The 14,203-nt window shown below is 35.1% G+C and carries 11 protein-coding genes; 6 read left to right on the top strand and 5 right to left on the bottom strand.

The window, feature by feature from the left end; all coding sequences use genetic code 11:
- Position 1 precedes the first annotated feature (1 nt).
- From P2086_RS03320 to P2086_RS03305, 4 genes are all read left to right on the top strand, one after another.
- Positions 2-754 (top strand): superoxide dismutase, encoded by a 753-nt coding sequence (locus P2086_RS03320; RefSeq protein WP_317899014.1) that lies wholly within the window; start codon positions 2-4, stop codon positions 752-754.
- Positions 755-769: 15 nt separating this feature from the next.
- Complete coding sequence (locus P2086_RS03315) at positions 770-1,852, top strand: iron-containing alcohol dehydrogenase family protein (protein WP_317899013.1); 1,083 nt, start codon at positions 770-772, stop codon at positions 1,850-1,852.
- Between the two features lie 17 nt (positions 1,853-1,869).
- Positions 1,870-2,499 carry a class I SAM-dependent methyltransferase gene (locus P2086_RS03310; protein WP_317899012.1) on the top strand — a complete coding sequence of 210 codons (630 nt, stop codon included), beginning with the start codon at positions 1,870-1,872 and terminating at the stop codon, positions 2,497-2,499.
- A gap of 131 nt (positions 2,500-2,630) precedes the next feature.
- Positions 2,631-4,988 carry an AsmA family protein gene (locus P2086_RS03305; protein ID WP_396127453.1) on the top strand — a complete coding sequence of 786 codons (2,358 nt, stop codon included), beginning with the start codon at positions 2,631-2,633 and terminating at the stop codon, positions 4,986-4,988.
- Between the two features lie 13 nt (positions 4,989-5,001).
- Here P2086_RS03305 and pafA read toward each other — a convergent pair whose 3' ends face one another.
- Both pafA and P2086_RS03295 read right to left on the bottom strand, forming a co-directional pair.
- Complete coding sequence (gene pafA, locus P2086_RS03300; protein ID WP_317899010.1) at positions 5,002-6,645, bottom strand: alkaline phosphatase PafA; 1,644 nt, start codon at positions 6,643-6,645, stop codon at positions 5,002-5,004.
- Positions 6,645-8,525 (bottom strand): polysaccharide biosynthesis protein, encoded by a 1,881-nt coding sequence (locus tag P2086_RS03295; RefSeq protein WP_317899009.1) that lies wholly within the window; start codon positions 8,523-8,525, stop codon positions 6,645-6,647. The genes pafA and P2086_RS03295 overlap by 1 nt, the downstream gene beginning before the upstream one ends.
- Positions 8,526-8,703: 178 nt before the next feature.
- On the opposite strand from P2086_RS03295, the gene P2086_RS03290 reads away from it, so the two are divergent.
- Entirely contained in the window at positions 8,704-9,675 is a 972-nt protein-coding gene (locus P2086_RS03290) for a PKD domain-containing protein (RefSeq protein ID WP_317899008.1), read from the top strand.
- A 16-nt stretch (positions 9,676-9,691) separates the two neighbouring features.
- Entirely contained in the window at positions 9,692-10,651 is a 960-nt protein-coding gene (locus P2086_RS03285; RefSeq protein WP_317899007.1) for a hypothetical protein, read from the top strand.
- 41 nt (positions 10,652-10,692) lie between these two features.
- Here the strand turns inward: P2086_RS03285 and P2086_RS03280 are convergent, their stop codons facing one another.
- From P2086_RS03280 to P2086_RS03270, 3 genes are all read right to left on the bottom strand, one after another.
- Positions 10,693-11,751: a T9SS type A sorting domain-containing protein gene (locus P2086_RS03280; RefSeq protein ID WP_317899006.1), complete on the bottom strand. Its 1,059-nt coding sequence runs from the start codon at positions 11,749-11,751 to the stop codon at positions 10,693-10,695.
- A 4-nt stretch (positions 11,752-11,755) separates the two neighbouring features.
- On the bottom strand, positions 11,756-12,427 hold the full coding sequence (locus tag P2086_RS03275; RefSeq protein WP_317899005.1) for a T9SS type A sorting domain-containing protein: 672 nt from the start codon (positions 12,425-12,427) through the stop codon (positions 11,756-11,758).
- A gap of 133 nt (positions 12,428-12,560) precedes the next feature.
- Positions 12,561-14,018, bottom strand: a complete 1,458-nt coding sequence (locus P2086_RS03270) for an aldehyde dehydrogenase family protein (protein WP_317899004.1) — start codon at positions 14,016-14,018, stop codon at positions 12,561-12,563.
- Positions 14,019-14,203: the final 185 nt, after the last annotated feature.

The following is a 14,203-nucleotide window of genomic DNA, read 5'->3' as shown; positions in this document are numbered from 1 at the left end:
GATGAGTGATAACAGAAGGAGTTTTTTAAAAAAGAGTGCCTTGCTTGGATTGACCGGTTTAGCAGGTGGACTTATTGGTAAAGAAAGTATCAACAATCTGGAAGCCGTTAGTAATCAATTGTCATCTTCAGACCCACTGTTTGTTTTACCAAAATTACCTTTCGCATACGATGCGTTGGAACCTTTTATAGATAAGAAAACGATGGAAATCCATCACACAAAACACCACCAGGGGTACATTGACAAACTAAATGCTGAGCGCAAAAAAAGTAACATCAATATGGACGCCGATGATGCGGGTAAATGCATGAGCGTTGATTCGAAAACCTCAGATCTGATTCGCAATAATCTTGGCGGATACTATAATCACTGCTTGTTCTGGACACTTTTAAAACCAAATCCAGAAAGAAAAGAAAACAGACCAGTAGGGAAGTTGGCGGAAGCAATTACAAAAGACTTTAAATTTCCAGAAGAACTACAAAAAGAATTTTCTGAAAAAGCGAATAAGATTTTTGGAAGTGGCTGGTGCTGGTTAATTGCCGATGAAAAAAACAATCTTAAAGTTGTCACCACTTCAAACCAAGATAATCCCTTAATGAAAGTTGTTCCTGAAAATGGGCGACCGGTTTTAGTACTCGATCTTTGGGAACACGCTTTTTATCTTAAATATCAAAATCGTCGCCCTGAATACATTAGCAATTGGTGGCACCTCATAAACTGGGAAATGGCAGATAAATTGTTTACTGGGAAGTAAAGACAAATCACACTCATGACACACAAAAATTTCAAAAACATTGATCGCGTTACTTATGGCCGTGGTTCATTTTCACAGTTAGATGAAACCATTGCACCTATTAGAAAAGAAAACAATAAGTATTTTGTTTTTATAGTCGATAATTATTTTAAAGGAAAACCTCTTAGTAATAAACTTCAAAATAAACAAGAAGACCTTGTCTTTTTTGTAGATGTAGATTCCTACGAGCCAACTACTGATCAAATTGATAGTTTGCGCGAAGAAATTCTTTCTAAAAAAGGATTACCAAGTGGCATTATTGGAATTGGTGGTGGAAGTATTATGGACATCGCAAAAGCCTTATCCTTAATGGTTACCAACGAAGGTTCTTCTACTTTGTACCAAGGATTGAATCTTATTAAAAAGCCTGGAATTTACCATTTAGGCGTACCAACAATTTCCGGTACAGGTGCTGAAGTGTCCATGACAGCAGTACTTACGGGTCCTGAAAAGAAATTGGGTTTAAAATGTGATTGGACGGTTTTCAATCAAGTTATTTTAGATCCTGAGTTAATTGCTAGCGTACCAACCGATTGGTGGTTTTATACGGGTATGGATACATACATTCATTGTATCGAATCTCATAACGGTATTCGCAATAACGCATTTAGTTTAGCGTATGGTGATCAGGCTTTGCATTTATGTCGTGAGGTGTATTTGAATGAAAAGTCTGGCCGTTCGCCTGAGAATGATGATATATTAATGGTAGCATCATTAATGGGCGGCTTAAGTTTAACCTACAGCGAAGTGGGTGTATGCCATGCTTTGAGCTATGGTTTATCAAAAATTCATGGTACCAGACATTGTTATGCAAACTGTGTGATCTTCCAGCACCTGGCAGATATTTACCCGCAAGGCCATAGTGAGTTTATGCAAATGATTAAAAAGCATGAGATCACACTTCCTCAAAATTTAAGCAAAGATTGGGACGAAGAAACGCTCGATAAGATGGCAACCGTAAGTTACAATTTACCTTTTATGTGGAACCATGCCTTTGGCGAGAATTATAAAGAGATTGCCACGATGGACTATATTAAAGATTTGTTTAGGAGACTCTAGAACAAATTTTTTTATCTATGAATAAAACAAAAATAGCGGTAGAAATTTTTGATAGACGAGCAAATGATTATCAAGAAAGGTTTATGGACTTTGATCTCTACAACGATACTTTTGATTTGTTTTGTTCTCACATAACCAAAAATAGTGCTGAGTTACTTGACGTAGCCTGCGGTCCTGGCAACATTACCAAGTATCTTTTAAAACAAAAGCCAGATCTTAAAATTTTAGGAATTGACCTTGCGCTTAAAATGCTTGAACTGGCGCAAGAAAATAATCCAAGCGCGGAGTTTAAAGAAATGGATTGTAGAAACATAGATTCATTAAACAAAAAGTTTGACGCAATCATGTGCGGCTTTTGTTTACCATATCTTACAAAAGAAGAAGCTATAGATCTTATAAGAAATTCTTCCGAGCTTTTGAAGAAGGGTGGCCTTTTATATATAAGCACCATGGAAGACGATTATGAAAAGTCAGGATTAAAAAAATCAAGTGATGGAAAAGATGAAATGTTCATTCATTATCACCAAGCTGATTATCTTCAAGAAGCGCTACAAAACAATGGATTCAGCCTTATTTACACAGAACGTAAAGCATTTCCCGAAGCCGAAACAATGGATTTAGTTTTAATTGCCAAAAAATTCGACTAATCTTAATTAAGTAAAGACAAAAGCTAATTGCTAAGACTAATTATTTATTACATTAGCTATGCCTGAAAATTAAGTTAAACTCCAATTTTCATTTATCCATGAAATACCTCAAGCGAATTTTAATAGGACTTTTGATACTTCTTATTCTTGCCGGAGGAACAGTCTTTGTTATCATTACATTTTATAAAAAAGAATTAACAGCACTTTTAGTTGACAATTTAAAAACGAACTACGGACTTACACTTCAAGTAAAAGATATTCGTGTTTCTTTTTTTGATAATTGGCCACAGGCTTCTGTTAAGCTCAAAGATGTTTTTATTGCGAATGAACTTACCGGAAAGAACGAACCACTTCTTAAAGCGGGATCTTTGTCTCTGTCTTTTAACCTTAAAAAAATGCTCAATAAAGAATTTATTGTAAAATATATTTCTATTAGCGACGCTGAAGTTTTATTGGTGAGAAATGAAAACGGCACTAAAAACTTCGAATTTAAAAAACAAGCTATTGATACCAGCAAACATTCCCCAATTAGTTTTGGTCTAAATAAGGTTGCGATCAAAAATGTAAAATTCAAATTTGTAAATAAAGAGCGTGCTCAAAATATCTCCATAAACTTTATGGACGTAGATATCCGTTTGAAGCAGTATGCGGAAGGTTTAAAGGCTACTGTGAACGGAAAAACGCTTGTAGAGGAACTTTTATTTAATCCGGAAAAAGGCGCGTTTCTTAAAAACACCAGAACGACACTTAATTTGGATGTTAACTATTTATTCGAAACAAAAACGATTTGCATTCATCCACCTTCTTTCGTTGAGATTGAGAATCACCCATATAATGTTACATCACTTATAAATTTTGGCGAAGAAAAGAAATTAGCCTTACAAATCGAAAGCAAAAAAATTAAGTACGAGCGTGTAATCACTTTGCTTAATCCAAAAATGAGAAAGATGCTTCAGAATTTTGAAGTAAAACGTCCTGTTGACGCCAAAATACTGTTAGTTGTGAATATTGGTAAAAGAGAGGAACCTGTTATCATAGCGGAAGTTGTTGGTGAAAATTGTGATCTTTTAATTGGTAATAGTAAGATTCCATATTCGGAATTAGATTTTAGGGGAAGAATAAGAAGCATAGATTCAACAAAACAAAAAGGAGATGCAGAACATGCTTCTGTGATCTTTGAGCCTATTAAAGGAAAAGTGTATGATTTTCCATTTACCGCTTCGGTAAGTGTAACAAACTTAGTACAACCATATATTGATATTAAAGCGAATTTATTAATCGAGGCAAATAAAATTCCTTATGAAGTATCAAAGGCCTTTGTTTTAAAAGGATCTGCAAATGCTAGGTTGAGTTATAGCGGGCCAACAAATAAATTGAATAGCAAAGAATTTTTGCAGAGTCCAATGAATCTCGGCGCTGTGTTAACGTTTAAAAATTTAAGTTACAAAGAATTGGATAGACCCTATGTGTACACCATAAACGGTCAATCACAATTAAATAATCGAGATATGGAATTCGATAACTTAAGTGTGATAACAGATATTGCCAATGCGAATGTGAAAGGAAAAGTGGAAGGGTTTGTGCTGTATATTTTTGGTTTTACAAAAAAATTTAAAGCAACAATTTCTGCCCGTACCGACATGCTAACACTGGATCCGCTTTTTGTTACGCGCGAAGAGGTTAAAAAGCCACAAACTAAAGAATCGAAGAATAATAAAGAAAAAATGAGTGAGAGTCAGTTCGAATTTGATGTGAGTCTTTTTGCGAAACATCTTCTATTCAGAAAGGTTGAGGCCAATAATGCAGATGTTGCACTTTTCTACAAAGATAATTCGCTCGATGTTAAATCCCTTTCAGTAAATACCTGTGATGGAACTATAAAGGGCAAAGCGAATATTAAAAATTTTAATAAACTGGATGCAGATATTGCAATCGAGGATGTAAACGTGAACAAGCTTTTCACGCAGTTTGAAAACTTCGGACAAGAAGCAGTTGTTGCATCTAACCTTAAAGGAAACATTTCTTTAAATGGAAATTTTAAAACGGAATTAGATAATAACATGAATCTGAAACCTGAAACAATGCTGGGCGACGTGAAGTTGAAATTAACGAATGGCCACCTTATAAACTTTGAACCTGTGCAGAACCTCTCGAATTTCCTTTTTAGGAACCGTGATTTTAATGACGTAACGTTTTCTGAATTAAACGAAAAATTTAAACTCAAAGGCTACGAAATGCAAATCGATGAGTTGGAAATTGCATCCAATGTATTGAACTTATTTGTAGTGGATGGACTTTATAACTTTAACGGCAACTCAAATATGAACATTCTAGTTCCTTGGAGTAACCTTAAGCGCCGGGGAAAAAACTATGTACCAAAAAGCACAGGGCAAAGCGCAGAGAACACGAAGGGTTTAAAATTGAACTTTAATGGTCCAAGCAAAAAAATGAAAATTAGTTTGGGACATAAGGAACACAACAAAAAATAATCTCAGTCTTAAATCATTTAAAATAATCATTCAAAGGCTCTGCTGTTGAGCCATTAGGTTGATTGATTTTAAGAAGTTCGCATACCGTTGGTGCAATTTGAGTAATGCTTATATACTTATAAGAATCGCCTTTAGGAATTCCCATGCCGTAAAAAATAACCGGAACATGTGTGTCGTAATTATAAGCGGCGCCGTGAGTTGTGCCTTTTTCGGCATGATCCATCCAGGCTGGTTGGTAAATTATAGCAACGTTGCCACTGAGTTTATGATTGTAGCCGTTCTGCAAAAGAGTTTTAAAATCGTTAGCCGGATAACTTGTATTTTTTAATGAGATAGAAGTGTACGCTTCTGCAATTCCTGGGAGAGTAATTAAAAAGGAAGCAAGATCAGTTTCTAAATCATTCTTATTTAATTTAAGCTCAGTAATTTTTTGTTCATTTAAAAAAACTTGTTCGTTGCTCATATTCGCGAAAAGTAAAGTGTCCGAATAGTTTGTTTTAAAGTATTTTTTTACGGCTTTAACTATTTGTTTTTCGTTAATGTAACCTGCTAAAATTTTATAGTCTAATAAATGATTTGGCACATCTGCACCACCATGATCGGCGGTTAGAAACACTGTATAATTACCTTCTCCAAGTTCTTTGTCCAGAGTAATTAAAATCTCTTCTATATCCTTATCTAAACGTAAATAAACATCTTCCGTTTCAATCGCCCTTGTGCCAAAAGCGTGACCAATATAATCAGTACTTGAAAAACTAATGCTAAGCAAATCTGTTTCGCTGCCTTTTCCGAGTGACTCGCTCAAAATGCAAGTAAGAGCCAGATCCTTAGTAAGCGAATTTCCTGCAGGTATAGTTTTAATTATTCCCCATTTAGCTTTTTCTATTTGAGTTTTAAATTCGTAAGGGAAAATTGGTTTTTCTTTTCCTAAAGTTTCTTCATAACGGTTGTTGTCAGGCAGAGAGCTTGTGTAGCTATCAATGGGATAAAGTGTACTCCAGCCTTTCTCCAAATAATTTTTACATAATTTTTTATCATTAAACGTTTTTACCCACTCTGGTAGTTCTTTCATGTACCAGGTAGAACTAATAAAATTTCCGGTTACGTCGTCGAACCAAAAAGCCCCATTAGCAGCATGTCCGGCCGGCAACACGGCACTTCTATCTTTAAGAGAAATTGCAAAAACTTTCGCATTTTGATTAGAACTCATTTTTAATTCATCACCGATAGTGCTGCTTAATTGATTTTTAGGAGACATTTTTCCGTTTTTACTTTCTGTGCCAACACTTTTCTGATTACTGTCAGAGACACAGTAAGTGATAGTGCCATTCGCCTTAACAAACCAGTCGTTACCGATAATGCCATGTGTTTTGGGAGTGGCACCGGTATAAATACTGCAATGTCCAGGACCGGTATATGTGGGTACATAATTGTAATGCGCGTTTTTAAAATAATAACCTTGATTTACTAGTCGTTTAAAACCTCCGTTTCCATAACGCTTCCAATAACGGTAGAGATAGTCGTTGCGCATTTGATCAACAACGATCCCAATCACTAATTTTGGTTTTTTATTTTCAGTTTTATTGTTTTGAGAATGTGTAGGAAAATAATTTAGCAAGATGAAAATGATACTAAAATAATGGAGAGACTTTTTCATTAATCTAATTTTTGAAAGATTGAGTTATTGCTGATGTACTCTGGCACAAGATCCTTCATGCGTTGAACAATGAGTTCATTATCTTGTGTATCAAATGTTTTTATGAGTTCTTCAATAATTTTTTTAACGTCGGCGTACTCGTATTCTCTTACCTTTCCAATCAAAATTTGACTGTGATGCGTTGGTAAAGTGTTTTCGTTGTTTGCAAGCAATTCCTCGTAAAGTTTTTCGCCCGGACGTAGACCAGTATACACAATGCTAATGTCCTTCCCCTCTTTCATTCCTACCAAAAGAATCATTTTACGGGCAAGATCAACAATTTTAATAGAATCGCCCATGTCGAAAACAAAAATCTCTCCACCTTTTCCCATCGCAGAAGCTTCAAGGACTAATTGACTAGCTTCAGGAATAGTCATAAAGTAACGCGTTATTTCAGGATGTGTAATGGTAATAGGTCCGCCTTGTTCAATTTGTTTTTTAAATCTGGGTATTACAGAACCGTTAGAGCCTAGCACATTTCCAAACCGGGTTGTAATAAATTTAGTAGTTGAATTTTTGCCTAAACTCTGAATGTAAATTTCCGCAATACGTTTACTGGCACCCATAACGTTAGTAGGATTCACTGCTTTATCAGTGCTTACAAAAACAAAACGCTCTACATTAAATTCATTCGAAAGATCGGCAAGTGTTTTAGTTCCCAGAATATTTGTAAGTATCGATTCAGATGGATTGTTTTCCATCATTGGCACATGTTTATATGCGGCGGCGTGAAAAACAATCTGGGGTTTAAAGGTGTTAAATACGTTCTTCATACGGTCGTAATTACGTACATCAGCCATAATTACTTCGTAAGGTGGTTTAATTAGTCTATCTGAAAACTCTAAATCAAGCTCATGTAGTGGGCTTTCAGACTGGTCTAGTAAATACAATTTTTTCGGACCGAATTTCGCGCATTGTCGGGCTAATTCACTGCCTATACTACCAGCAGCTCCGGTAATTAAAATAATTTTATTCTTTAATTCTGCTTGAATGCTCACTGTATCTAACTGAATTGGCTCCCTCTCTAAAAGATCTTCAATTCGGATACTTTTAATTTGATTGAAACTAAGTTCTCCATTAATCCATTTAGAAGCAGGTGGAACGTTTAGGACGCGAACATTGTTGTCTAAACAAATATCGGTGATATGGTTTTTCTTTTTGATGGAAATTTTTTGAATGGATATGATAACAAATTCAACACCATTTTGAGAAATCAATTCTTGAAGTTTACCTAGCCCATAAACAAAAACGCCTTCCATACTTCTGCCATGTTTTTTTTCATCGTCATCAATAAAACCAACAACATTATACTTTATGGCGGCATCGCGATCGAGTGTGCGCTTGGTTATAATGCCAGACTCTCCTGCTCCGTAAATAATGACGTTCATCTTTTCACGCGCAGGATTTTTTATTTCGAAATACAAGGCTTTAATGGTTAAACGTGAACTAATCATTAGAAATAGTGATACAAGTGCATCAATGATTAAAACGGAGTTTGGTATAAAATAAAATCCTTGAGTTGAAAGGCAAATGAGATTGATAATAAACACGATCACACTACCGCTTACTACAACCGTAAAAATCCTAACCGTATCTCTCGTGCTGGTATAACGTACAACACCTTTGTATGTTTTTGAAATAGCGAATGAAACGAAACGTATTCCAAGTACAATTATAAAATCATAGGGGAGGTTTTTTGCATCGTTAATAGGAATAGATGAAAAATCAAAACGAATAACAAAGGCTAAACTTAAAGCAAATGCGCAGATAAATGTATCTATGATCAATATTGACCAACGAGGTAAATTGTATTGCCAGAAAAGTTTAAATATGCGGTACATATAGCCTTGTAAAAATACTAAAATTTTAACGTCAAATAAGCCATTTGGAGCCGCTTAACTGCAATATAAGGTCTATAAATTTTGAAACCATGCCGCTTTTCGCTAGTTTTGAAGGTATTCCATTGTAGCTATGCCTTCAAGCACTTCATTTATATCTAGTTCAGGTTCGTTAAAAAAGATGGTGTATGTAGTTATCTTTGGATTAACAAATTTGCTTGCGTTTTCACAAAAGGATTTAATTTCAAATGCTAACACGCTTTTTAACGAAAAACGATTTGGAGAGGCTATACCGCTTTATAATAAAATTTATGAAGCAAAAAAGGATCGCGTGATCTTATTAAAGTTAGCAGACGCAAATTATTTAAACGAAAATTATCCCCAGGCACGGAAGTATTATTCTAAATACTTTAATGACAGTGTTTATGAGCACATCCCACAATTTGGTTATTATGTGAGAAGCTGCAGACTCAGCGGTAAAATTTCGGAGGCCGTACAACTTTACCAAAAGCTATACAACGTTACGCAAGCTGATTCTTCAAAACGTATGTTAGAAATTTATAAACTGTATGTTGATTCTTCGGCATGGGTTCATTCTTATAATTTGGATTCGAATTACAAATGTGTCACCATTGATGCTTCTGAGTCTTTAGATACCTTGGCGACCCCAATGTTTTATAGTTGGGCATTTGATGATGGTAAAACAAGTCAAGGTTTAATAGTAGAACATTGTTTTAAAGAGACAGGAATACACCATGTGGTTTTAAACATTATAGATAAAAGAACCGGGTTGACCAGGAATAGAGATACTTCGCTAACACTGCTTGTAGAAAATCCTCCAATTAAATTTACAGTGCCGGAAATTGGCAGACGTTATTTTTATTTAGAATTCAATGTAGATAGAACCAGTCTTCCTGATTTTGAAATTGTTGATTATTTGTGGGACATGGGAAATGGCGAGATAAATAATGGGAAAAGCATTAAACACAAATATAATAACGGTGGGGATTATCAAATAAAACTTACTGTTATAGCGAAGAATAAGCTAAGCGGGGCATATAAATTGTTTTCGGCTAATAAAAAATTTACGGTGCTTGAGAATTACGAAGTACCGAGTAAAAAATTTTCAGACTCATTAGATGGTGGTAAATGATAGTTATATAAAGAGGGTGTTTTTATTACTAGGAATTTTAGTTTCCACAAAACAGTTTGCGCAACAAGTTCCTTCAGCACAAGAGAACATTGCTTGCCTTGTAACCTTTGGTATCAATGGAGATCATTCCTGGGGCGACGATGATTTTTCACAAACCGTTTTCTTTTCTATTCCAAAAAATCAAACAACTCCTTTCTATATTCGTGTTTTTGATCCTGAAACTTTTGGAGATTTGGATGAAATAAGTAATGGTTGGGATACAAAAATCAAATATTCTATTTATGGCGGAAAAGATTCATATTATGATAAGGACGCAAGAGGAATAAACCCAATAGGAAATTACAAAAGCGGCATTTTAATTGAATCACGAATTTTTGGATCTGAAGCGGCAACCGATGGTAAATGGATTAGTTTCGGCCCTTTTAATCCGCAACAAGGAGAGCTTGTGAGCGAGTTCGATAGTTACGTATTTAAAATAGTAATTGATGGTTTAAAAGGTGACGACGGTAACGGATATAAACTTTTTTTAAGTGTAAAGAATGATGATAACATAGCTATGGAAGGTGGAAATGCTTTTGCATACGAGTATAGTGTGAGATTGTTGGAAGCAAAAAATTCTATCTCTCATGTGTATCCCTATGCAGATAATTTAATAACAGGATTTAAAATAAAAACATTCGGTTTTGATAATGATGGTGACATAAAATTATATTCTTCAGTTAAAAACGGAAGAATAATAAACACTTCTAATAATAAAGAATGGAGCATTGATAGCCAGCCAATTGTGGAAAAAGAAAAAAGTAAATGTCTCGATTTGCAAATCGTAAAAAGCGGGAATAGTAAAAACAACTTTGTTATATGTGTCACGAATGAGTATGATGTACCAGTACCCTTATTTTCTAAGCCTTTAGGTGGATTGCCGCGATACGAATACACTCTAAAGATTTTGAAAACTGTTAAGGGCAGTACTAAATGAAAGTGAAGTTTAAAGAAATTCATGTTCGATCGAAATATTCATCAGTCTTTAATCAACTTAAAAACTTTTTGATTTTTGAACCCTACAAGTTTCAGATAATAAATCCCGGATTTTAAAAAATTTAGATCTAATTCCATTTTCAGATCAAAATTATTTTCTGAATAAACTATTTGTCCTAGAGCATCAGCGATCATTAATTTAAGATCGAAGATTAGTAAATCATTTAGTTCAAATTGCAATTTATCTTTTACAGGATTCGGAAATATCTTAAAATTTGTCTCGAAGAGATCTAGGTTTATACCTACACAAGCATAAACATAAATGAGATTTTTGGTTATACAGCCGTTAGTGGTATCTGTGACCATAACGGTATATGTGCCAGGAGCGTTAGTTGTAAGAGACGAGGTATTGGCACCACTAACAGAAGCATTAATTGGACTCGTCCAAGCAAAGTTTATTGAATTTATATTTGTAGAGTAGATAGGACTTATAGTTACCGTTCCATCCGGACAATTCACTAGAAAAGGTTCAGGGGTACTCATTTGAAAATAATTACGACCATCACCAATACTAATTGTGCCCGAATTTGCACAACCGTTTATCGGATCAGTTATTTTTAAATGGTAAGTTCCAGCTGCCACAAATACACACGTGTTAGTTACACAAGGAAATTCTGTAAATGGTTCGACCCAACTTATTTGAACGTTTGTTGGGGACACTATTCCGCTTACGAGAACAGTGTGGGTTAGACACGTCAACGATGCGTTCGAAGAACTTAGTGTTAGAGTGGGAACGGTCGTGTTTATTCCAATTGCTATAGTTTGTGAAGCACTCAAAGCTCCACTTGTAGCATTTATAGTATAAGCGCCAGGGCTTGTTATTCCGATAGAATTTGACGCTATGCTAATCAATTGCGGACTAATCCATGTATAAGAAAGCGTTGAAGAGAAATTGCTTGTAGCGGAAAGATTTAGCGTTGGATTGCTGCAAGTAATGCTATATGAACTGCTGGAGTTGTTTACGGTAAAGGTAAGTTGAGCTTTTAAGTCAGAGCTTCTAAGAATCACAGTTAATAAAATTAGAACTTTTACTAGTTTCATTTTTTTAATCCTTAACAATTTTAAAAACTTTTTGCCCATTCGTATTTCCTATGTTTAGATAGTAAATTCCGATTTGAAGAAAGCTAAGGTCTAGCTCGTTTTTTAGATCATAGTTGTGTTTCGAATAAACAATTTGTCCAAGCGCATTTATAATTTTCAAGTTTGTTTTTGGTGAAACATTCGATTCAAGTTTAAATTCCAACTTGTCTTTTACTGGATTAGGAAAAGCAGTTATTGGAATTGTGATTTCCTCAATGCTTTTGTATCCAGTAATATTATCACTAACGGGAAATGTAAAAGAGTTTGAATTAGTAGTATAAGAAACACAGGTACTAAATGAACTTGATAGAAAGGATTTTACGTTTACGGTATAAATTCCGGCGTTCATTTTTCCAATGCATAAACTATCGAAGTAGGCGGACGCCATAGGAAACGAAAACCCGGCGATATAATAACAAAATTCAATATCAATAATTTTTTGGGATGTATCAATGCTAAATGAACGACTGAGTTGATTCGAAAGATAAGAGGTTCCTGTATAAGTATATATTTTTATAGAATCTTTTTGACTTGGAACTTTAGGATTGACTGTACTGGTTCCAACATACAAATAAGACTGTGCGCTTAATGCATTAAAAATTGAAACGAAAGTTACGAAAACAAGTAATTTGTTCATGTTCTTAAAGCACTAAAATTTATCTTAAGTCCAAAGAATTTTTATGGGTCTCTTTGACTAGAAAGCGACAAAAATCGCGCCAAAGCAGTAAGGAAATTGTTAATTCTTTTTCGAACAAGGCCGAGCTCTACTTTTACATATCCAAATACCCCATCAATCCATGTAAACCGCCTTCTCTTCCAAAACCAGATTCTTTATAGCCACCAAAGGGTGAAGTGGGATCAAATTTATTATAAGTGTTTGCCCAAACAACGCCAGCTTTTAATTTACTTGTTAAATGGAAAATCTTGGCGCCTTTGTCTGTCCATACTCCCGCACTTAAACCATAAGGGGTATTGTTTGCTTTTTCTATTACTTCTTCTATGGTTCTGAAAGTTTGGATCGCTAACACTGGACCAAAAATCTCTTCCTGCATAATGCGATTGCTTTGCGCTACGTTTAAAAACAAAGTGGGTTTACAAAAACAACCTTTTTTTGGCAAGACACAATCCGATTGATAAATTTCTAAACCTTCTTCTAAACCAATTTTCAAATACTTATTTATTTTCTCTAATTGCTGTTTATTATTGATTGCGCCAATGTCTGTGTTCTTATCCAGTGGATCGCCAACAATTAAAGTTTTCATTCTGTCTTTTAGCTTACGAATGACTTCATCAGCTACATTTTCTTGCAAAAACAAACGTGATCCAGCGCAACACACATGACCCTGATTAAAAAAGATGCCGTTCACAATCCCTTCAACTGCTTGGTTAATGGGTGCATCGTCAAAAATAATGTGAGCAGCTTTTCCGCCTAATTCTAAAGTGAGTTTTTTATTCGTTCCCGCTGTTGCTTTTTGAATGTATTTACCAACGTCTGTACTTCCAGTAAAAGCTATTTTATTTGCTTGTGGGTGAGTGACCATGGCTTTACCAGTATCTGCAAATCCCGTAATGATGTTTACAACACCTGGTGGAAGATCACAATCGCGAATAATCTCTGCTAATTTTAAGGCAGAGAGTGAAGTGCTTTCGGCAGGTTTTAAAACAACGGTATTTCCGGTTGCCAATGCTGGTGCTATTTTCCAGGCCGCCATTAATAAAGGAAAATTCCATGGAATAATTTGCGCAACAACTCCAAGTGATTTCGGCTTTCTGTTTGGAAAAGCGTAATCGAGTTTATCAGCCCAACCTGCGTAATAAAAAAAATGATTAGCTGCCGTGGGAATATCAAAATCGCGGCTCTCACGGATCGGTTTTCCGCCATCCATGCTTTCAATCACCGAAAGTTCACGCGCCCTTTCTTGAATAACACGCGCAATTCTAAAAATGTATTTTGCTCTTTCCTTAGGAGGCATTTTTTTCCAAACTTTTTCATACGCATTATGCGCAGCAGAAAAAGCCAGATCAACGTCTGCTGCATTCGCTTCTGCAATGTCTGCGAGTTTTTCATCCGTTGCAGGATTATATGTCCCAAAATATTTTTTACTTTTTGGCGCAACAAATTTCCCATTAATAAATAGTCCGTAACGCGACTCTATTTTCACATGATCAGTAGATTCAGGAGCAGGAGCGTAATCCCAGATAAATTCAGATGTTGGTTTTGGTTTCACTTGTTTTGTTTAGAAAGTAGGTGTTTGTTCTGCATTGGTCTCGGAGTTTATAAAAGTACAAATGTCAAAGAGATTTAAAAAGAAAATCACTGATGTGGTTTTTGATATTTTACAATTCTCTGCGTTTTAATTTGCTTTTTGGATTACGTTTGGCATGAAAGAACGAATGAATAATTACTGAATTC

It is taken from the genome of Aurantibacillus circumpalustris, assembly GCF_029625215.1.
In the GTDB taxonomy this organism is placed as follows: domain Bacteria; phylum Bacteroidota; class Bacteroidia; order B-17B0; family Aurantibacillaceae; genus Aurantibacillus; species Aurantibacillus circumpalustris.
This window is presented reverse-complemented; position numbering and strand designations above follow the sequence as displayed.